This window comes from Paenibacillus sp. JNUCC 35, from assembly GCF_058269095.1.
The window spans coordinates 1399033-1418903 of sequence record NZ_CM177771.1 but is presented as its reverse complement, the minus strand read 5'-3'; the positions used below and the strand labels follow the sequence as shown (position 1 = coordinate 1418903).

The window sequence follows — 19871 nt, the reverse complement described above, 5'->3', positions numbered from 1 at the left end:
CCCTCTTTAAGACGCTTCCGTTCGTAATCTTCAAGGCCCCGATTCCGTTTTTCCTTCCCATGTCCGCTACTTTTGGAGCCGGATTTTAAACGTCGCTCCGTTTGCCTTGTTCACGTTGACGTTCAACTTGATGACCGGGCTTAGTTGGGTAACCGTCACCCCGGCATCCGCGGCAAGAACAGCCGATGCGCTCCTGTTAATTTGCAGAGGAATACTGCCCGTGTTCGTTTGAGTGGGATCGGCGGCGGCAATTTCGATTTCTGCGGAGGTTTCCGTGTAGACGACCGAAGCCTGTTTGCCGCTTGTCAGCAGATCCGTTCCGTTCACCGCAACCGACTTCGTTATGTTGTTCCAGAAATTTGCGGCAATCACATGTGAACTAAGATCCTGAACGGCTTGGGCATCGTTCGAATTTTCGAGCACGACAAGATCCGGATTTTCCGCATACGAGAGTGTTTGCGCGGCCGTTCTCCCGGGAAGAAGAACATACGCGTAGCTTGCGTTGGACGGATTGATGCCATGGTTGAAAGCAAGACTCAGAAAGGAGTTCGTAACCGGTGTTGTCGGGCCGTCCTTATTGATATTCCGCCAAGAGCCCGTTCTCGTTTCCCGTAATCCGTCTATTGAGGGGAGTTGAGGAAAATAGTAGCCGATATCCGAATTCACCGTACTCCCCGCCAAATGAGCCCATCTCACGCCCGCCATGGACTCCGACCATCCGGTCTGTCCCGGTTTGGCCCCTCCGTTGACCGTGAAAACATTCGTTCCGCCGCTGTCCAATTTGCGGTTTTCCACAATTGTTTCGATTTTACGCCCCGAAGCGCTTGAAATCCCCGTTCCCAGCGCAGCGACTTTGTCTCCCAGCAGAAACCAGGATTTTCTGCCTGTCAGATCGGTTCCGATTCCCGAGAACCGCATACCGACTGCGGCTGCATTTCCGCTGGAGGCCCCGCCAACGAAATTGTAAGCCGATGTGCTTATATTTCCCTGATTGTCGGTAAGAGCACCGGAATCCACCGTTGTGCCGGGCAATCTGTACGGATTCACGGTCGGCCAGTAGTCATTGGAAAATTGGGTAAGATCGCCGTTGTACAGGTACGTCATTCCATCTCCCGTGTGCCAGCCGTGCAAATTTTCGGTTCCCCCCGATTCGTACCGGGCTATGCGGCTCGAAGACATACTGATTCCAAAAGCGAAAGCCGGCCCCCTTTGAACAGCCCTGTCCATTTCAGGGAAAATTTTCGTCAGTTGACCGGCAGGAGCCGGGCTAAGCGCAGAATCGTTCAGAACCGATTTGAGCCGGATGATATCGTCGGCAGGCAGACCCGCATAATAGGAACCGAAGCTCGTATCCTGCTGGACCCAGGCTTTTACCAGACTTTTCAGTTCAGCCTGTTTGGCCGCCGGTGCCGACAACGAGAGCCGGTTAACCGAAGCGACGATATCTCTTCCCATCTCGTGGTCCTGCTGATGCTGCCTCGATATCGCCCTGCCGCGTACCATATCCATGGCGGCACCTTTGTATATAACAGGCAGGAAGGAGTCCTGCACCCAGTTGTACACATTCCCCAGGTTTGCATCCGTTACCTGCCACGAAGAGCCGCTGAGTACATACAGAAGCCTTGATATGCCGGCCAGAAGCACCCGGCCGTAGCTCGCCGTATAGGCGATATTGGTATGCTGGATAAACGATCCGTCCCGGTAAAATCCGTCCCCATCGGTGACATAGAGAAAGATCTGGCTTAAGGCGTCCCGGCCTTGGGCCAGTTTTCCGCCTGTTTTGCCCAGAATTCCCCGTATCGTAACGACCTGGGCTTTATCCGACCGGTTAGCCCCCGTTTCGGTCAGTGTACTGTTCAGGCGCTTGGTCGGATCGGGAACGAATTTATCGACCGCGGCGATATAATTCGCAAGCCGGACGGAGCCGAGTAGATCGTAGACCAATACCGCGGAATCGTTTAGCGCCTGAGGAGTCCCGATCTGCCAGTCCCACCAGTTGTCGGACTGGCTTTTGTTCTCGTTGTATATGCGGCTATACATCCAATCGAGGCCGTCTACGATGTCGCTTCCGAGCTCCGCATTGCCGTATAGGGAAGACCCGGGCGTCGAATAGGCGGCCGCCAACCTTTTCAGCCGGTTGTAAGAGGCTGTCATTGTCTTGGATGCGCTCCAATCCGCAAGATCCGGCCACAGAAACGTACGGCCCGCGCTTTTATCGAGCGACGACCAGTATCCGCCGGCCGTTTCAGCCGAAACGGCCACTTGGGCCGCGATATCGGGGTCGCCTGCAGGGTAGTTACCGCCGGTGAGCAGGTTTTTCCATTTGATACGCAGGCTGTCAAATTCATCGGATGCTTGGGCAGGTTGAAAACCGGCCGCTCCCGACAGCAGAACCAGCAGCAGAACCATTCCTATTTTTGCGGCGCGTAAGCTTTGAATCATCTTTTCCACTCTCCTTTTTTCCATAGAAAAAGAGACCCTATTCTCGAAAAATAGCGTCTCCAATGGTATGGTCAACTTATTTAATTGTTCTGGGAAGCGCCTTCCCGCCCCGGATGCAGGCTCTGGACCGCCCGTTTGGTTTTCTCGATGGAAGCGAGGCTGCTCTCGTAATCCCGCGAAACCAGCCCGACATACAGCAGGTCGATCACATACAACTGGGCGATCCGCGAGCTCATGGCGCCCTGCCGGAAGTTCTGCTCCAGCGTGCTTGTGAACAGCTGAATGTCCGAATGCTCCGCAATGGGATTAAGCCCCAGCTGCGTCAAGGAAATAACCGTCGCGCCGTTTCGTTTGGCGATCCGCATCGCATGCACCACCTCCGCATTTTCTCCCGTATAGGAAATGCAGAGGGCGGCGTCATCCGCGGTCAGATTCGCCGCGATGATCGCCTGCATGTCTCCGCTGTATCCCGCTTCGCACCACCGGTTGATCCGGGCGGTCTTGTGCTTGAAATCTTCCGCTACAACCGCGGAGGCTCCGATCCCGAACAAGGCGATTTTTCTGGCGCGGGATAACACTTCGATGGCCTCGTCCATGACGTCGGCCGAGAGGATAGCGAGGGTGTCCTGGATCGACTTGACGCTGTTGTGCGCCACGGATTCCATCAGCTCGCCCGTCGGGCTGCCGACGTTAACCTGCTGGAATTCCGCATTCTCCCTGGCGGGGACAAACAGGTCGGCGGCTATTCTCAGCTTCAGCTCCTTGAACCCCTTGCAGCGGAACTTGCGGGACAGACGTACAATCGTAGCCTCGCTCGTTTGCGTGAGCCCGGCCAGTTTCTGCACGGATATATGGACCATGTCCTGCGGGTGGTCAAGAATAAACCGGGCGACTTTCTGCTCCATTGCCGTCAGCGAGTCGAAGGTTTCGTCTATGACGGTCAGTATGCCTTTGATCATGCTTTTCACGTCCTTAACGTGCGGGTTCAATCCCGTGCTTGTCTTCCCCTTTACTTTAGCGGCCCATTGCCGAAAGCTCAAGTCCGAAGCAGGCTCATCCGCTTCTCGTAATGAGGGGAAACGAGATACGGCCTCCCGGCCTGCAGCGCAAGCTTGCCGTTTTCGGTCAGCCCCGCATTGCGGCTTTCCAGGACAGCGATCAGCCGTTGTCTCCACATGTCCAGATCCTCCCGGTATTCGGGACAGCCGGACACGTCGCGGTTTTCTTCCCGGTCGACGCGAAGGTCGAAGAGCTGCTCTTCATTCAATCTGGGGAACCAGATATATTTCATTTCCCCGTCCGTTACATACTGCATCTCCTGTTCCTCGGCGTAACAGGTGCTGTGCTCCCCGTGAACGAACCGGCGCTGCGCCTGCTCTCCCCGGATCAGGCCGAGAAGGCTTACCCCGTCGACCGTATCCGGGATTCCGGCTCCGGCCGCTTCCAAGAGCGTCGGCATAAGATCCTGCAGAACGACGGGAGCCTCCACCTTCTTCAGCCGGGTTTCCTGCCCGCCCCCCGGCAGTTTGACGAGCAGGGGAATGTGCGACGATCCCTCGTACGCATACGTTTTGCGCCATAAATGATGATCTCCCAGCATATCCCCGTGATCCGAGGTGAACACGATTAGCGTCTCGTCCAGCAGCCCCGTCTTCCTTAAGTGAAAAAGCAGCCTCCCGATCTGATGGTCAATATGGTGGATGGACCCGTAATAGCCCGCTCTTGCCCGTTGGATTTCCTCCGGACTCCGGACGCCCCGCCAGGCGTCCGGTTTGGCGGCGTCCTCAGGCACGTTATGGCGCCCCGCCCAGTCTCCCATGAACGGCTCCGGCAGCTTTTTGCCCCGGTAGAGATCGAAATAAAAAGAGGGCGCGTCGTAAGGCGAGTGCGGCCTTGCAAACGACGTCATCAGAAAAAACGGCCGGCTCGGATCTCTTTTCTCCAGAAATTCGATGGATCGGTTGACCGTCCAATTTGTCGGATGCAAAAATTCCGGGGCGTGATACGGCCTCGCCATCCAGGAGTTCCAGTCGATACCGTGATCGGTGATTCCGTAATCGCCGGTCTTGTTCGCATCGAACCAGGCTTTGTAATCCGACACGAACCCCGGTGATTCCACCCGGCCCGATTCATCCAGTACCGTGTTGTGAAAACCGTTCAGCAGACGCTGGGGATGAAAGTGCATCTTGCCCACGCCCTGTGTGTGGTAGCCGGCCCGGCTCAGCTCGCCCGGCAGCGTGTGGGCAAATCCTCCGCCCATCGGTCCCTGGCCTCCTCCCATCCCGAGCACGCCCGTATTCCACGGGTCCATTCCCGTCAGCAGGGACGCTCTGGCCGGAACACACGAAGGCGACGGCGTATACGCATTCGTAAAGATCGTCCCTTCCGAAGCAAGCCAGTCCAGATTAGGTGTCTCGATTACGGAGTTTCCGTAACAGCCGAGCGTATCCCAGCGCTGCTGGTCCGTCATTATAATCAACACATTCGGTTTTTGCACGATGGCATACCCGCTTTCAGCTTTTTATTCCCGTCAGGGCAATGCCTTGAACGAAGTATTTTTGAAAAAACAAGAAAAGCAGCAGAAGCGGCAGCACTGCCATGCAAGCGGCCGCCATCATAAGGGGATACTCCGTGGAAAATTCCCCTACGAAGCTCGATACCGCCAGTGACAGAACACGCATTTCATCCGAGCTTGTAAACAACAGCGGCCATATAAAATCGTTCCAGGACGCCATGATGACGAAGATCGCCAATGCGGCAAGACCCGGCTTCGCCAGCGGGAGGTAGATGGACCGGTAAATGCGGAAAAACGAACTGCCGTCTATACGGGCCGCCTCTCCGATTTCCTTCGGAATGGACATGAAGAACTGCCGGAGCAGGAAAATGCCGAATGCGCTGGCAAGTCCCGGTACGATCAAGGCATAGTAGGTGTCCAGCCAGCCGAGCTGTTTCATGACGACAAAGGCCGGAATCAGAATAATCTGCTGCGGGATCATCATGTTGGATAAAATAAGCAGAAACAAGACCCTTTTGCCCGGAAAACTCATAGTCGCGAACGCGTAGGCCGCCAAAGAGCAGAACAGCAGCTGACCGGCGGTTTTAACGGTCGTTACCATAAGCGTGTTCAAATAATACCGGGAAAATCTGGTTTCCCTGAACACTTCCAGATAATTATCGAATCTCAATTTTTCCGGGATCAGAACGGGCGGGGCCTGCATCGATTCCGCGAATGTTTTGAGCGAAGTGTCCAGCATCCACAGAAAAGGCAGCAGCATAATGGCCGCTCCGGCAATAAGCACGGCGTGCAGTACAATTTTCGCGAAGGGCACCCTCCGCTTTTCAAGCCGGCTCATTGATAGTGCACCCACTTTCTTTGCAGCGCCATCTGCACCAGCGTCATCGCAAAAATGAGAACGAACAGTACGACCGCCTGAGCGGAGGCGTATCCCATACGGAACAAAACGAAGCCCTGATCATACATGTTGTAGACGACCGTTCTAGTCGCCTCCAGCAGAGCCGCGTTTCCCCCGGTCATGACGAAAACCAGATCAAACACCTGCAGAGCGTGAATAACCGAGATCATCAGAACGAAGAAAAGGCTCGGCGACAGCAGCGGAAGGGTGATCCCGAAAAAAAGATACCGGGCCGAGGCTCCGTCCATCTTGGCGGCTTCATAGTAGAAGCCGGATATTCCCTGAAGCCCCGCCAGCAGAATGACCATGTTGTAGCCGACGGTGGACCAAACGGAGACGATCATAATGGACAGCATCGTGTAAGCAGGGTCCGAGATCCAGTTCGGCTGGGGCAGATGCAGCCAGCCCAGGATATAATTGATCGGCCCGAATTCCGCGTTGTAAAGCCACTTCCAGATCATCCCGACCGCCGTAGACATCGTAACAACGGGCAGGAAGTAAATCACCCGGTACAGAGACACTCCCTTCATTTTCCGGTTGAGGAGGACGGCTAATGCCGTGGCAAGAACCACGGAAACAGGGACAGTTACGATGCTGAACGTGGCGGTGTGAAGGATCGACTGAATAAATTCCTTGTCTTTCAGAAGGGCGGCATAATTCAGAAGTCCGTTGAAAACCGGTGCGGTCAGCCCGTTCCACTTGGTAAAGGACAGGACCAGGGAGGCGGCTGCCGGAAACAAGTGAAAGATCGCCAGGCATAAGAACGCCGGAGCGATGAACAGATAAGCCCAGGCCGCTTCGATCCGGTAGTGCGGCCAGCCCTCAGCGCGGCTGCGTCTATTGGTTTTGTTCATTCGCGAGTATCCCGTTCATTTTCTGCGCGGCCGCCTGAAGGGCCTCTTGTACGGATTTCTTGCCGAGGAACGCGCCGGTCACTTCCTCCGTGAGGACCTTTTGCCATTCGGCCGTGTTTTTGGAAACAGGGTAAGGAGCCGTATGGTTAAGCGATGAAACGAAAGCGTTCATATCCAGAGCCGGAATCGACTTTGCCCAGAGATCGACGTTTTCCGTGTAGGCGGGGAAGTTGATGCCGTTCTTCGCCAGCAGCCCGGACCCTTCCTTACCGGCAAGTACTTTGAGGAGGTCCCATGTCTCTTGGGGATGTTTTGTTTTATTGTTGATTACCCAGCTCGATCCGTGTACGTAAAAGCCCTGCTTCGCGCCCTTCGGCAGTGGGGCAACCCCGAGTTTGCCGCCGAGCATCCGGTTCAGGTTGTACGCGTCGAAAGACCCGCCCGGATACATGGCCGCTTTGCCCGAGCCGAAAATCTGCAGCGCCTCCGTATCCAACTGCTGCTGGGCGCTCGGAGAAATCCCTTCGTCCATCAGCGATTTCATAAACTCCAGCGCTTTCCGGGTTTCCGGGAGATCCAGACCGGACTTGGTGCGGTCTTCGCTGACGACGGAACCGCCCGCCTGGTAAATAAGCGGATAATAGCCCACCTGATCGGCGTTTACCGCAATGTAGCCGTATGTTTTTTTCTCCTTGTCCGTCAGTTTGGCGGCATTCGCTTTAAGCTTCTCCCAATCCCACGTTTCGTCGGGGTAAGGGATTTTGGCCTGATCGAACAATTCCTTGTTGTAAAACAAACCGAGCGATCCCAAATAATAAGGAATACCGTAAGAATGCTTGTTGTACTTGTAAAGCTCGGTGATCCCTTCCGGAAAAACGGCCGTATCCAGCTTGTCTTTTTCTATGTAAGGCTGAAGGTCCGTCAGTAAGCCCAAAGCGGCAAATTTGTAAAAGTTAGGCCCGTTCATCATTAAAATGTCCGGCCCTGCCCCGCCGACGAGGCTTGTCTGCATTTTGGTCCAATAATCCTTGTTAGGCGTAATGGTGACCTGGACGTTCACGTTGCTGTGCGTTTTTTTGTAAATCTCGATGGTCTGATTCAGCGTATCTTTCAACTTCTCATCCCAGACGGCCAGATTCAACGTAATCGGTTCCTGCGAAGAAGCGCCTGCTTTTCCGCTTTGCACCGTACTTTCGGCTTCCTGCGAGCAGCCTGCGGCAATCACCGCCGTCAATGCAGTCAGGGGCACTATTGCTTTCCATCTTGTTTTCCTTCTCATGACCAACCCTCCAAGTTGTAGGTTCGCTTTTGCTGCGAGCTTCCAGTGGACTGGTCGGCCGGCTGAACAAAACGGTTTGTAATATTTATTTCGCTTTTAATTTATATGAGATAAATATTATTTCGTTTTATTTTATTCCGACTTATCCTACCCGTCAAGTATTATTTAACAAAAAAAGAGCCGAAACGCTTATGCGTTCCGGCTCTTTATAAGTTTTTGTAACGAGAATCGATCGGCTGCAGCCCCATCAAGTCGGCTTAAGTTCCCCGGCTTTTCCTCTCCGCAGATGAGGATAAGCGATTCCGAAAAGGATGAGCAGGACACCCGCCCACTGCACCAATGACACGCTTTCCTTAAGCACGGCTGCCGAAAGCACGACGGCTACGGGCAGCTCGGCTGCTCCGAGAATGGAACCCAGACCGGTCCCCAGCTTCGGCATGCCGTAGTTAAAGCATACGGTCGGAATCACGATCCCGAAAACTCCGACGAGCAGCGCATATTTCCAGAGTCCCTCTCCGAGCGCGCCGTTCCATATAAAACTCGGCGTATGATAAACGAATACGAGAAGAAGCCCTCCCATATTCATCATCAGGGTCCGGTTGATGGCCGGCACTCCCGTGCTCACCTTGCCGCTGAAATAAATAAAACCGGTGTAGGTCACGGCGGACAGCAGGCCAAGCACCACCCCGACAACAGGTAAATCGATGGAGCCGAGATTGGCCACGCCGGATGCCAGCCCCGTTCCGATCAATAGCAGCACGAGGGAGACCGCCTTCGCGCGGCTTGGTCTTTTGCGTTCCAGCACCGCTTCCAGAATGACGCCGATCCACGTGAACTGGAACAGCAGCACGATGGCGATGGAGGCCGGAACCGTCTGCAGGGAATTGTAATATAAAATGCCGGTCGAACCGGTTGTCAGCCCCACCATAAGCAGCGGCACCCATTGCCCCGGCTTCATTTTATGGCGGGAGAGCGTCAGAACGAGTACGAGCGAGATCAGCGTGCCGAACAAGTTCTGGGCGCCTACTACCTCACCCGGCTCGAAACCCGCGTCATACGCGAATTTAACGAACGTAGAGAGCATCCCGTAACTGCATGCTCCCAGGAATACAAGAATAATCGCTTTCCACATGATGGGATCCCCTTCTCTCTTTCCGAACTAAACGGCGTGGAACGCTTTATTTCATTAGCATGCCGCAGGTTTTCTTTTCATAACAAAAGCACTTCCGCGCGGGAAAAGCTGCGCGGAAGTGCCGTATACTTCATAATATGCCAGGTTGGCGTGCTTACATGCCCAACCATTTTTTGAACAGACGTTTCGTGGTGTCCTTGTTCATTTCTGCGATGGAAGTCGTGAGCGGAATGCCTTTCGGACAGGAACGCACGCAGTTCTGCGAGTTACCGCAGCCCTCGATGCCTCCGTCTTCCATCAGCGTATCGAGACGCTCGTCCTTGTTCATTTCACCTGTAGGGTGGGAGTTGAACAGGCGGACTTGCGAAACCGCGGCAGGACCGATAAAGCTTGTCTTCTCGTTTACGTTCGGGCAAACTTCCAGACATACGCCGCACGTCATGCACTTGGAAAGCTCGTAAGCCCATTGACGCTTCGATTCCGCCATACGCGGTCCCGGACCCAGATCGTACGTACCGTCGATCGGAATCCACGCTTTCACTTTCTTGAGGGCGTTGAACATCCGGGTGCGGTCGATAACCAGGTCTCTTACGACCGGGAACGTACGCATCGGTTCTACGCGAATCGGCTGTTCCAGCTTGTCGATCAAGGCAGCGCAGGCTTGGCGCGCTTTGCCGTTGATGATCATGGAGCAGGCGCCGCATACTTCCTCGAGACAGTTGGACTCCCAGCAAACCGGAGTCGTTTCGCCGCCGTCCGATTTTTTCGGATTGCGCTGAACTTCCATCAGTGCGCTGATCACGTTCATATTCGGACGGTACGGGATTTCAAACTCCTCTTTGTAAGGAGCCGATTCCGGGCTGTCTTGACGGGTGACGATAAACTTGACCGTTTTGCTTGGTACTGCGGTTTGCGCTTCGGCCATGATCAATGCCCTCCCTCTTTCTCTTTCTTCTTCTTGTCCGTAGTGTAATCGCGTTTACGCGGTGCGATAAGCGATACGTCTACGTCCTCGTATTCGATAACCGGACCTTCAGGGGTCCACTTGGCTTTGGTGGTCTTCAGGAAGTTATCGTCATCGCGTTCCGGGAACTCCGGCTTGTAGTGAGCGCCGCGGCTCTCGTTACGCAGAAGAGCGCCCAGCGTCATCGCTTCGGAAAGTTCGAGCATGTTCCAGAGCTGTCTCGTGAAGGCGACACCCTGGTTGTTCCAGCGGGCCGTATCCGTCATGTTGATATTCTGGAAACGTTCTTTATATTCTTTAATCTTGACGATCGCCTCTTCAAGATTTTTGTTGTAACGCACGACGGTCATGTTCGAAGTCATCAGCTCGCCGAGCTCTTTGTGGATGACATAAGCATTTTCCTTGCCGTCCATTTTAAGCAGGCTTTCGTAACGATCGGTGTGCTTCTGCTTCTCGCGGTCGAACATAGCGGTGGACATATCTTCCACGTGCTTGTCGAGACCTTGGATATATTCGATTGCTTTAGGACCCGCTACCATACCGCCGAAAATAGCGGATACGAGGGAGTTCGCTCCAAGACGGTTCGCGCCGTGAACCGAGTAGTCGCACTCGCCTGCGGCGAACAAGCCCGGAATGTTCGTCATTTGGTTGTAATCGACCCAGATGCCGCCCATCGAATAGTGAACCGCAGGGAAAATCTTCATCGGAAGCTTCCGCGGGTCGTCGCCTGTGAATTTCTCGTAAATTTCGATGATACCGCCCAGTTTAACATCCAGTTCTTTCGGATCTTTGTGAGACAGATCCAGGTAAACCATGTTCTCGCCGTTGATGCCGAGCTTCAGGTCGTTACAAACGTGGAAAATTTCACGGGTCGCGATATCACGCGGAACCAGGTTTCCGTAAGCCGGGTATTTCTCTTCAAGGAAGTACCACGGCTTGCCGTCTTTATACGTCCATACGCGTCCGCCTTCACCGCGCGCGGATTCGGACATCAGGCGAAGCTTATCGTCGCCCGGAATCGCGGTCGGGTGAATCTGGATGAACTCGCCGTTCGCGTAGTAAACGCCCTGCTGGTACACGGCGCTTGCTGCCGTACCGGTGTTGATAACGGAGTTCGTTGTTTTACCGAAAATGATGCCGGGACCGCCGGTCGCCATGATGACGGCATCGGAAGAGAAGGTCTGCACTTCCATGTTGCGCAGATCCTGGGCGGCAATCCCGCGGCAAACGCCGTCGTCGTCGATGACCGCGCCGAGGAATTCCCAGTGCTCGAACTTCGTTACGAGTCCCGCTGTTTCGAAACGGCGGACCTGCTCGTCGAGCGCGTACAGCAGCTGCTGGCCTGTCGTAGCGCCGGCGAATGCCGTACGGTGGTATTTCGTGCCGCCGAAACGGCGGAAATCCAGAAGACCTTCCGGTGTCCGGTTGAACATAACGCCCATCCGGTCCATCAAGTGGATAATGCCGGGAGCCGCGTCGCACATCGCCTTAACCGGCGGTTGGTTGGCGAGGAAGTCGCCGCCGTATACCGTATCGTCAAAGTGCTCCCAAGTGGAGTCTCCTTCGCCTTTCGTATTAACCGCTCCGTTGATGCCGCCTTGGGCGCACACGGAGTGGGAACGTTTTACAGGAACAAGGGAGAAAAGCTGTACGGGCACACCCGCTTCCGCTGCCTTAATGGTTGCCATCAGACCGGCCAAACCGCCGCCGACGACAATTACTTTTGAATTAGCCATTGCTGGTCACCCCTCCGATCATTCCGCTAACGACAGGAAGCTCCTGAAATTGCGGGTCTTTAAATGCCACGAGAGATGCGATGAACATTACAGACATGACAAGGAACAAGCCGATCCAGATATAGGAAGACACGCGTTGGGCGCGTGGACCCACCGTGATGCCCCAGCTGACAAGGAACGACCACATGCCGTTTGTAAAATGGAAAGACGCGGCGATAACGCCGATTACGTATATGGTCAGCAAAAGCGGCTGAGATACGATGTCATGCATCGTCTGTCCTAAGCGTTCATGCTCTACGTTGCCGAGTGCCACTTGAAAACGCGTTTCAAAGAAATGCCATGCCACGAACAGGAAGGTAAGAACCCCCGTGATCCGCTGCCATAAAAACATCTGGTTGCGGAAATAGCCGTAACGGCTTACGTTGTTGCGGGCCGTAAACGCTACGTACAGCCCGTAAACGGCATGGTACAGAAGCGGAATCCAGATCCCGACGATCTCGAGCACAAGCACGAGCGGCAGGCTGTTCAGCCAGTTGATTTGATCCACAAACGCTTCAGGTCCCTTAGTTGCTTCAAAGTTGGTAAGCAAATGCTCGATCAAGAAGAAACCAACCGGAATAACGCCAAGCAAGGAATGCAGCTTGCGGTTAAAATACGAGTTCTTGCCCATTAGTGATGCTTCCCCCCTCAAATTTTCGCCTCGACACGATACGTCTCGACAATTCCAGACAAAACCAAATTCCATTGTACTCCCCTGTCCGGGGACCGTCAACCGCCAAAAAAGGCACACTCATCGCTTTTTCCTGCCTCGGATTAGCGACAATGGGCCGAATTTTTTGTGAACAACTGGTGACATATACATCGTACCTCTTTATCGCTTATAATGGAATTGCTGTTTTTTTATATTCATTATAATATTTTTGCATAATAAGAAGAATTTAAACCCCGGGGAGGCACGAATTATGGAACATCTCGACGTTTTTGCTGTCGTTGTCGAACAGGCCAGCTTGAATAAAGCGTCGCAGGTGCTAAATTTGTCGCAGCCTGCCTTATCGCGCAAGATCATGAAGCTGGAAGAGCAGCTCGGCGTCCAGCTCTTTTCCCGCAAGGGGAAGCGCCTTGATTTAACCCGGGCCGGCGAAATCGCATACGAGTATGCGCTGGAGCAGAGGCAGGGCGAACGCCGCTTCCTGCAGACCCTGTACGAATATAAAACCGCCGGACGCCATATGAGCCTCACCATCGGAGCCAGTCTGACCACGCTGCAGACCACGCTCCCCGAGCTCGTGACGATGTACCTGGCGGAATATCCGTCCACGGATATGAAAGCTCTGACCGGCAAGACTCACGAGATCGTCATGATGGTCAAGGAGAAGAAAGTCGACATCGGCCTCGTCGCCTCCTCCATCGACCAGCCCGGACTTGCCTGCGAGCCTCTTTTCGACGATCATCTCTGTCTGGTGCTGCCGCAGGGTCATCCTTACCTGGACCGCGAGGAGCTGTCCATCGCCGATCTAAACGGCCTCTCGATGATCCTCTTCTCCAAGGGCACCTGGTACCGGGTGCTTACCGACGAGCTGTTTCACCGCTTTTTCATTTTTCCGGACGTCAAAATGGAAATCGACTCGTTCGAGGCGATCATGCGTCTCGTCGTTACGTGCCAGGCGGCTACGCTGCTGCCGAAATCGTACCTGCACGACCATTCGTCCGATCAGGACGGGCTCTGCGTCCGGGAGCTGCCCGAGCTTATGAAAACGCCGCGGACCACCTCGCTCATTTTTGTGAAGGAAACTCACCAGAACGAGGCGGTCGCGCATTTTATCCGCAAGGCCAAGGCGCATTTCGCGGGCCTGAGCCAGTAGTGCGGAACCCAGGCAGAGGCCGCTGCCACGCGAGCGTTTGGGACCGTTATCCGGTTATGCCTGTATGACGGCTATGACGGCCAAGCCGTCATGCTCCGCCTGATGCTCCAAAGAGCCGCCAGTAGTGCCTCCGCTGCCGACTGCACAGAACCTTCCAGCCCTGCACGGCCTGGCGAGGTTCTTTTTTTTCGCCAAGGCTCTGTTAAACTGTATTGTTGATTTTTTATTGAAGCAACGGGCAGCATAGTGGAATTGATTATTTTCGCTTGACCCTAACACTGGTGTCAGGACTTATAATATTCGTCGTATAACCTACTAGAAAGGAAAAAAGATAAGTTATGGATATTACTCCACAAGAAGAAATCATGATTAAGGCTCTCCGTGAGGCTGCATTACCTCCTTTATTTGTGCTCATACGAATTAGAAATGAGATTTCAAATGACACTGTAAATGTCGAAGAGAGCCGAAGAGATGTCGTCGTAAAAACAATGGAAAAATACATCAGTCCATTATGGAAAGACTATCATGAGGGGAAAAATTCACAAGCTAAAGAAGAATGAACCGCCGAATTGAGCAGTTTTTCTTTTGGACAAAAATCAACACTCAAGGATAACAAAGCTCTTCGCCAAAAAACCGCCCCTGCGAGCAGAGGCGGTTTCCATTTTTTCATCATCTGGAAGAAATGTTTCTTCCATTATTGCGGCCCCGGCTTCGCGGACGGTAAGCCATGCGCGCCTTCGCCGCCGCTGTCCTCTTCAAGGCCCAGCTTACGCGCCACAAAGGCCGTGGTGCTCGCCTGGAACAGGATGGTGATCAGAACCGCCATAAACGTAACGGAAGCGATCAGATCCGCATGGGCGATGCCCAGCCCCGCCACCATGCCGGAAAGCGCGGCCGGAATCACGCCGGTTTCCCTCACCCAGAACATGAAGACAATCTCTCTCCAAGTCCATTTCGCTTTGCGGTCCGGCAGCGCGCAGAGAAGCACGACCAGCGGACGGGCGATGAACATGAACACGAAAATTATGCCGAGACTCGGCCACAAATACTTGAGAAGCAGCGGAAAATTGACCTGGCTGCCGAGCAGGATAAAAATCAGCATCCGCATCAGAACGGTCACATTTTCCGAGAAATGCGTCATTTCCTGCTTTTTATCCTCCATATGCAGCTTGAAGACGTCGGAATTGCCCCAGATCAGCCCGGCCGTGAACGTCGCCATAAAACCGCTGACCCCCAGATGTTCACCCGCCAGATAAGAGCCGAGAGCCGCCGCCAGCATCAGGATCGTCGCGTAATCGCGCAGAAAGCCGATTTTCACGTGTGCGGTCAGGAAGGCTCCCGCATACCCGATAATGGCGCCGACCGACAGCCCGCCCAGCGCGGTTTTCACAAACTGCCAGGCGCCTGAAGCGACGGATACGTGCTCCGTTCCCAGAAGAATGGCAATCAGCGAGAAGGTAAGGATGGAGCCCGTAGCGTCATTGAATGCCGACTCGCTCTCCACCGTCTCGCGCACTTTGGTCCGGATTCTCACCTGTTTGAACACGGGAATAAGCGTAGCCGGATCGGTGGAAGAGATGATAGCTCCGAGGAGAAGCGCGTGCAGCCAGGGCAGGCCGAGAAACCAGTGGGAAGCGGCCGCGACCGCCGCGCACGTAAGGATGACGCCCGGTATGCTCAGCAGCGTGACGGAGATCCAGACATGCTTCAGCCCGCTCAGCCGGATATTGCGCCCACCGTCAAACAGAATGAGCGTGGAGCCGACGACCAGGATGAACTGGTTGGTCAGCGAACTGCTCGGTTCCGCGATCCAGTGAAACGCTTGTCCGAAAATCATCCCCGCGATCAGAAAAAGCGCCACATCGGGCAGGCGCAGCCATCCCGCCAGTTTGCCGAACAACATGCCCAGAACGACAATCAGGATAAATAAATACAGCTCATAGTCTATGAGCTGTGTCAAAGCATTCTCCATGCGCATACGCCCCTTTCCCGCTTCTTAGCGGATCGCGCGGCTCTCAAACGTATCGATCTGCTCTTTCGTGCCGATGACGACCATCACGTCTTTCTCGTGCAGGACATCTTCGGCGGTAGGCGCGATAATCACGTCGTCCGTTTTATTGATGGCGACGATACTGCAGCCGTACTTGGCCCTCGGATCGAGTTCCTTTAGAGTAAGGCCGGAAATACGCCGGGAAACGACGAGCTCCGCGATCGTATAGTTTTTGGACAATTCGATGTAATCGAGAAGGTTCGGCGACACCAGCTGGTGAGCCACGCGCACGCCCATATCCCGCTCCGGAAAGATAATCCGGTCCACGCCGATTTTTTCAAGCACCTTGGCATGCTGATCGGTCAACGCCTTCGCGACGACCGTTTTAACGCCTAGCTCCTTAAGCAGAATCGCCGCCATGATACTCGCCTGGATGTTGTCTCCGATAGCCACGACGGCGCAGTCGAAATTGCGGACGCCGAGCGAGCGGAGAACCTCTTCATCCGTCGCGTCCGCAACTACGGTATGGGTGAGCTTGTCGCTCATCTCGTCCACTTTCTCTTCGTCTCTGTCGATGCCCAGCACCTCGTGCCCGAGCTGAGTCAATTCTTGGGACAAGCTGGAACCGAAGCGTCCGAGTCCGATAACTGCATATTGAATGAAAGCCATTGTTTTGTTTCTCCTTAACCTATCGTGATTTTTCCTTCTGGATAACGGTACAGTTCTTTCTCGGCTTTAGGCTGCAGCGCATACGCCAATGTCAAAGGCCCGAGACGTCCGGCGAACATGGTCAAGGCGATCATAACCTTGCCGAACGCGGTAAGCTTCGTGGTCAGCCCCAGGGTGAGTCCTACAGTCCCGAATGCCGAGGTCACTTCATACAAAATCATAAGAAACTCGTGATCTTCCGTCGTAGACAGAAGCATGGTAACGAAAATAACAAGAAAGAGTGCAAACATCGTCAAAGTGATCGCCTTCAGGATGCGTTCCTTGCCGAGACGGTTGCGGAAGAAGACGATATCTTCTTTTCCCCGCACCATCGCCACGATTGCCCCGACCAGCATCGTAAACGTAGTCGTCTTGATCCCGCCCCCGGTAGAACCGGGAGAAGCCCCGATAAACATCAGGATGATCATGAAAAATTGAGTCGCTTGGCGGAGAGAAGCGAGATCAAGCGTGTTCGCTCCCGCCGTACGCGGTGTGACCGATTGAAAGAACGAAGCGAGAATCTTGCCGCCGAAGTCCAGCGAACCCAGCGTTTTCGAATTGGAATACTCGAAGATAAAAATAACAAGCGCCCCGGTCACGATCAGAATGCTTGTGGCGCTCAGCACCACCTTGGAGTGAAGGGTCAGCCTCTTCGTTTTCCGGTAATCCATCACATCGGACATCACGATAAAACCGATCCCGCCCAGAACGATGAGCGCCATCGTCACTACATTGGTAATAAAATCGTCGGCGTAAGCGGTCAGCGAAGAGAATGGGCCGGTAATGGGACCGAACAGGTCAAACCCGGCATTGTTGAAAAAGGAAACGGCGTGCCAGATGCCGTAGTACAGCCCCTTCGGAAAACCGAGATCCATCGACCAGCGGGCGGTAAACAGGACAGCCGCGATTCCTTCGATGCTCAGCGAGTAGATCAGTACTTTCCGGAAAAGGCGGACAATCCCTTCCATGCTGCCCTGGTTCAAGGCTTCCTGAAGCAGTAGCCTTTCGCGGAGCGATATCTTCTTGCGCAGGATGAAGGCAAAAAGCGTCGCCATACTCATGAATCCGAGGCCGCCGATTTGAATCAGCGAGATAATGACAATTTGCCCGAACATCGTAAAATGCGACCCGGTGTCTACCACGACCAGACCTGTTACACAGGTAGCCGAGGTGGCCGTGAAGAGGGCGTCGATGAACGGAAGCGGCAGCCCGTCCGTTGACGAGACCGGCAGCATCAGCAGGCCGGAGCCGACGAGAATAATGAGCGCAAACCCGAGAACGAGAATCTGAGGCGGCGTAAACCTCGACTTTTTTAACACATAATTTCCTCCTATATGAAGCACAAAAAAGACACTGGAAACCCACTGCCTTTCGGTTATGGTTCCTGCTGTCGCCTACGAGGTTAGCTGACGGATTCGGATGTACAGGCCACCCTATTTACCCTTCCCTATTCAGGCACAAGCGGTAAAATTCACCCCAAAGTATGGTTCCCCCGTTTTCCTGCGGAAATTCGGCGTATGAAGTTGCGCGAAGAAATGAATCATCCGCATTATATATCTGTTATTAAACAAGCACAAAGCCCTTTTAACCGGATTTTACGGGGGGAAACATAGACAATCTTCCTGCAGCTAACTGGGAGTCACGAATTGGCATCCTTACGCAAACTATGATACGGTTAAAAAAACAATCGGAGAAGGAGCTGACCATGAAAAAATACGGTCTGGATAAACCGCTGCTGCTGCTCGCCCTGACCGGATTCCTTCTATATGCAGCCGTAGTTTTCATCTATAATACCGGGGCCGCTCCCGCCGGTTCCGATCCTTACGAAACGGCAACCTCCATTACGAAAGAACAAGCCGCGGAGGCAGCGGTCGCATGGCTGCGGCAAAGGCAGGGCGCCGATACAGTAAACGGTTCCGGCGTCGTTACGGGCGGCGGGGCTCCCGGCACATTCGTCAGCTACCAATCGGAGAAGGAACTCAGCGGTTATCTCACCAAAGAGAAGCTTCAAACGTTGTATGACAAAAGCTACGCCAGCCGGGTGCCCGTCGATTACTATCGGGTAGAAGTCACCGAGGCTTCCCCTTCGGTCCGGAAGTGGATCATCGATATCCATATGACCACGAAAGCCGTCATCGGCTGGTCCGGCATCGGCGGCGAAGACCGGGCCGTCGTGTCCGCGGCCGATGCGGAGAAGCTCGCCCGGGAAGCGATAGCGAGGCAGGGCTACGAAGAGGCGGAGTTCGAGCGGATCAGCCCGCCTGCCGCCAAGTCCGGTCTGCTGCTGTTCGAGCGGCGGAAAGAGCCTGTCGGGGACGCTAAGCTGACGATCGGCGTGAAACTGGACGGAACCTCCGTTTCCTCGTTCACCCAATCGTTCCGGCTCCCCGACGCTTTCACGTCTTGGCTGGAGCACCAAGAGGATACCGCCTCCATGTGGACCCGCATCAGCTTGTGGGGCAACGGCCTGATGGCCCTGATCGCCCTCGGCTATACCGTCCTTAAATGGAGGACGGTCGATTTTTCCCGGGGCGTCCTGCTAACGGCGGTGTATGCCGTGATCTACGTCATGAACAACATCAACATGTATCCGGCTTATAAGGCCGGCAGTACGCTGACGAGCAGCGGCCAGGAAGCGATGCTTTCGATCGTGCTGATCAACTTCGTGACGCTGCTGATGGCCGCAGCCGTCTACTTCTCTTTCACGGCGGGCGAAGCCCTGTGGAGACGCGTAGGAAAGTCCGTCATGCCCCGCTGGCGCGACGCCGACTTCGGCTCGCGCGTAACCCGCAGCATGGCGCAGGGCTATCTGCTCTGCCTGTTCCTGCTCGGCCTCCAGCAGGTGCTGTTCCTTGTGGCGGAGAAAGGCTTCGGTGTCTGGTCGGTGAACGACCCGATGTCGTCTCCCCGCAACATGCTGCAGCCCGCTTTGCTTCCGCTGATGGCTTGGGCGGCGGGCATCTCCGAGGAGGCCACCTTCCGGCTGCTCGGCATCGCCCTGTTCAGCAGGCTGCTCCGGTTCAAATGGCTGGCCGTGCTTCTGCCCAGCCTCATCTGGGCGGCGGGACACACCGCCTACCCGATCTACCCGGTGTACACCAGGCTGATCGAGGTCACGGTGCTCGGCCTCGTGTTCGGCTACGCCTTCCTGCGGTACGGGTTCCTGACCGCCCTGTTCGCCCATACGGCTATGGACAGCATCCTTATGGGCCTGTCCCTTCTCACGGGCGAAGGACTGGCAGCCGGCACGCCTGCGCTCGGCCTGCTCTATATGGCGCTGCCCGCCGCCGTCGCCCTTGCGGTGTCCTGGCTCCACAAGCTGAGATTTGTGAGCGGAAGCAGGCGGAACCGGCGGCCCGTCTAGAGAGTCGGCGGCTTTGTCTGAAGCGGGGGCAGTGGACCGCCTGCCGGCAGCAAGCCGCCCGGACTCTTGGATACGGCAGCCCGGACACGGCGGCAGTGCGATGCACACGGTCATGCGGCACATCGCC

General features: G+C 54.8%; 16 protein-coding genes and 1 riboswitch. Of the genes, 3 read left to right on the top strand and 13 right to left on the bottom strand.

The genetic code is table 11. The annotated features are described in order from the left end of the window. Window positions 1-66 precede the first annotated feature (66 nt). From AC2TF6_RS06420 to AC2TF6_RS06375, 10 genes are all read right to left on the bottom strand, one after another. Window positions 67-2442: a polysaccharide lyase 8 family protein gene (locus tag AC2TF6_RS06420; RefSeq protein WP_491310371.1), complete on the bottom strand. Its 2376-nt coding sequence runs from the start codon at window positions 2440-2442 to the stop codon at window positions 67-69. Between the two features lie 80 nt (window positions 2443-2522). Then, the gene (locus AC2TF6_RS06415; protein WP_491310370.1) at window positions 2523-3401 is read right to left on the bottom strand and encodes a MurR/RpiR family transcriptional regulator; all 879 of its coding nucleotides are present in this window, start codon (window positions 3399-3401) and stop codon (window positions 2523-2525) included. A 77-nt stretch (window positions 3402-3478) separates the two neighbouring features. Beyond that, complete coding sequence (locus AC2TF6_RS06410) at window positions 3479-4939, bottom strand: arylsulfatase (protein ID WP_491310369.1); 1461 nt, start codon at window positions 4937-4939, stop codon at window positions 3479-3481. 16 nt (window positions 4940-4955) lie between these two features. Next, the gene (locus tag AC2TF6_RS06405) at window positions 4956-5795 is read right to left on the bottom strand and encodes a carbohydrate ABC transporter permease (protein WP_491310368.1); all 840 of its coding nucleotides are present in this window, start codon (window positions 5793-5795) and stop codon (window positions 4956-4958) included. Next, window positions 5792-6709 (bottom strand): carbohydrate ABC transporter permease, encoded by a 918-nt coding sequence (locus tag AC2TF6_RS06400; RefSeq protein WP_491310367.1) that lies wholly within the window; start codon window positions 6707-6709, stop codon window positions 5792-5794. Before AC2TF6_RS06400 ends, AC2TF6_RS06405 begins: the two co-directional genes overlap by 4 nt. Then, complete coding sequence (locus tag AC2TF6_RS06395) at window positions 6693-7988, bottom strand: ABC transporter substrate-binding protein (RefSeq protein ID WP_491310366.1); 1296 nt, start codon at window positions 7986-7988, stop codon at window positions 6693-6695. The genes AC2TF6_RS06400 and AC2TF6_RS06395 overlap by 17 nt, the downstream gene beginning before the upstream one ends. Window positions 7989-8235: 247 nt before the next feature. Continuing rightward, a complete protein-coding gene (locus tag AC2TF6_RS06390; protein WP_491310365.1) occupies window positions 8236-9120 on the bottom strand; it encodes an EamA family transporter in 885 nt (294 codons plus the stop codon). A 154-nt stretch (window positions 9121-9274) separates the two neighbouring features. Beyond that, window positions 9275-10045, bottom strand: a complete 771-nt coding sequence (gene sdhB, locus AC2TF6_RS06385; RefSeq protein WP_009676242.1) for a succinate dehydrogenase iron-sulfur subunit — start codon at window positions 10043-10045, stop codon at window positions 9275-9277. 2 nt (window positions 10046-10047) lie between these two features. Further along, window positions 10048-11820: a succinate dehydrogenase flavoprotein subunit gene (gene sdhA / locus AC2TF6_RS06380; RefSeq protein ID WP_491310364.1), complete on the bottom strand. Its 1773-nt coding sequence runs from the start codon at window positions 11818-11820 to the stop codon at window positions 10048-10050. Then, window positions 11813-12490 (bottom strand): succinate dehydrogenase cytochrome b558 subunit, encoded by a 678-nt coding sequence (locus tag AC2TF6_RS06375; RefSeq protein ID WP_009676260.1) that lies wholly within the window; start codon window positions 12488-12490, stop codon window positions 11813-11815. Before AC2TF6_RS06375 ends, sdhA begins: the two co-directional genes overlap by 8 nt. Window positions 12491-12782: 292 nt before the next feature. On the opposite strand from AC2TF6_RS06375, the gene AC2TF6_RS06370 reads away from it, so the two are divergent. Both AC2TF6_RS06370 and AC2TF6_RS06365 read left to right on the top strand, forming a co-directional pair. Then, window positions 12783-13682 carry a LysR family transcriptional regulator gene (locus AC2TF6_RS06370; RefSeq protein ID WP_491310363.1) on the top strand — a complete coding sequence of 300 codons (900 nt, stop codon included), beginning with the start codon at window positions 12783-12785 and terminating at the stop codon, window positions 13680-13682. Window positions 13683-14020: 338 nt separating this feature from the next. Further along, window positions 14021-14242, top strand: a complete 222-nt coding sequence (locus AC2TF6_RS06365) for a hypothetical protein (protein ID WP_218228106.1) — start codon at window positions 14021-14023, stop codon at window positions 14240-14242. Window positions 14243-14376: 134 nt separating this feature from the next. On the opposite strand, the gene AC2TF6_RS06360 is transcribed toward AC2TF6_RS06365, so the two are convergent. From AC2TF6_RS06360 to AC2TF6_RS06350, 3 genes are read right to left on the bottom strand one after another with little or no spacing between them, the layout of a single operon-like run. Beyond that, window positions 14377-15654, bottom strand: coding sequence for a cation:proton antiporter (locus AC2TF6_RS06360; RefSeq protein ID WP_491310362.1), 1278 nt, complete (start codon window positions 15652-15654; stop codon window positions 14377-14379). Window positions 15655-15678: 24 nt separating this feature from the next. Next, window positions 15679-16341: a potassium channel family protein gene (locus AC2TF6_RS06355; RefSeq protein ID WP_009676247.1), complete on the bottom strand. Its 663-nt coding sequence runs from the start codon at window positions 16339-16341 to the stop codon at window positions 15679-15681. A 14-nt stretch (window positions 16342-16355) separates the two neighbouring features. After that, window positions 16356-17699 carry a TrkH family potassium uptake protein gene (locus tag AC2TF6_RS06350; protein WP_491310361.1) on the bottom strand — a complete coding sequence of 448 codons (1344 nt, stop codon included), beginning with the start codon at window positions 17697-17699 and terminating at the stop codon, window positions 16356-16358. 57 nt (window positions 17700-17756) lie between these two features. Further along, window positions 17757-17906: riboswitch (cyclic di-AMP (ydaO/yuaA leader) on the bottom strand. 179 nt (window positions 17907-18085) lie between these two features. On the opposite strand from AC2TF6_RS06350, the gene AC2TF6_RS06345 reads away from it, so the two are divergent. Further along, the gene (locus tag AC2TF6_RS06345; protein ID WP_491310360.1) at window positions 18086-19744 is read left to right on the top strand and encodes a CPBP family intramembrane glutamic endopeptidase; all 1659 of its coding nucleotides are present in this window, start codon (window positions 18086-18088) and stop codon (window positions 19742-19744) included. Window positions 19745-19871: the final 127 nt, after the last annotated feature.

What these genes read in the sequence shown, in the direction of transcription:
- AC2TF6_RS06370 (WP_491310363.1), top strand. Translation starts at nt 12,783, where the DNA reads ATGGAACATCTCGACGTTTTTGCTGTCGTTGTCGAACAGGCCAGCTTG.
- AC2TF6_RS06345 (WP_491310360.1), top strand. Translation starts at nt 18,086, where the DNA reads ATGAAAAAATACGGTCTGGATAAACCGCTGCTGCTGCTCGCCCTGACC.
- sdhA (WP_491310364.1), bottom strand. Translation starts at nt 11,820, where the DNA reads ATGGCTAATTCAAAAGTAATTGTCGTCGGCGGCGGTTTGGCCGGTCTG.
- AC2TF6_RS06405 (WP_491310368.1), bottom strand. Translation starts at nt 5,795, where the DNA reads ATGAGCCGGCTTGAAAAGCGGAGGGTGCCCTTCGCGAAAATTGTACTG.
- AC2TF6_RS06400 (WP_491310367.1), bottom strand. Translation starts at nt 6,709, where the DNA reads ATGAACAAAACCAATAGACGCAGCCGCGCTGAGGGCTGGCCGCACTAC.
- AC2TF6_RS06365 (WP_218228106.1), top strand. Translation starts at nt 14,021, where the DNA reads ATGGATATTACTCCACAAGAAGAAATCATGATTAAGGCTCTCCGTGAG.
- AC2TF6_RS06355 (WP_009676247.1), bottom strand. Translation starts at nt 16,341, where the DNA reads ATGGCTTTCATTCAATATGCAGTTATCGGACTCGGACGCTTCGGTTCC.
- AC2TF6_RS06395 (WP_491310366.1), bottom strand. Translation starts at nt 7,988, where the DNA reads ATGAGAAGGAAAACAAGATGGAAAGCAATAGTGCCCCTGACTGCATTG.
- AC2TF6_RS06360 (WP_491310362.1), bottom strand. Translation starts at nt 15,654, where the DNA reads ATGGAGAATGCTTTGACACAGCTCATAGACTATGAGCTGTATTTATTT.
- AC2TF6_RS06390 (WP_491310365.1), bottom strand. Translation starts at nt 9,120, where the DNA reads ATGTGGAAAGCGATTATTCTTGTATTCCTGGGAGCATGCAGTTACGGG.
- AC2TF6_RS06375 (WP_009676260.1), bottom strand. Translation starts at nt 12,490, where the DNA reads ATGGGCAAGAACTCGTATTTTAACCGCAAGCTGCATTCCTTGCTTGGC.
- sdhB (WP_009676242.1), bottom strand. Translation starts at nt 10,045, where the DNA reads ATGGCCGAAGCGCAAACCGCAGTACCAAGCAAAACGGTCAAGTTTATC.
- AC2TF6_RS06420 (WP_491310371.1), bottom strand. Translation starts at nt 2,442, where the DNA reads ATGATTCAAAGCTTACGCGCCGCAAAAATAGGAATGGTTCTGCTGCTG.
- AC2TF6_RS06415 (WP_491310370.1), bottom strand. Translation starts at nt 3,401, where the DNA reads ATGATCAAAGGCATACTGACCGTCATAGACGAAACCTTCGACTCGCTG.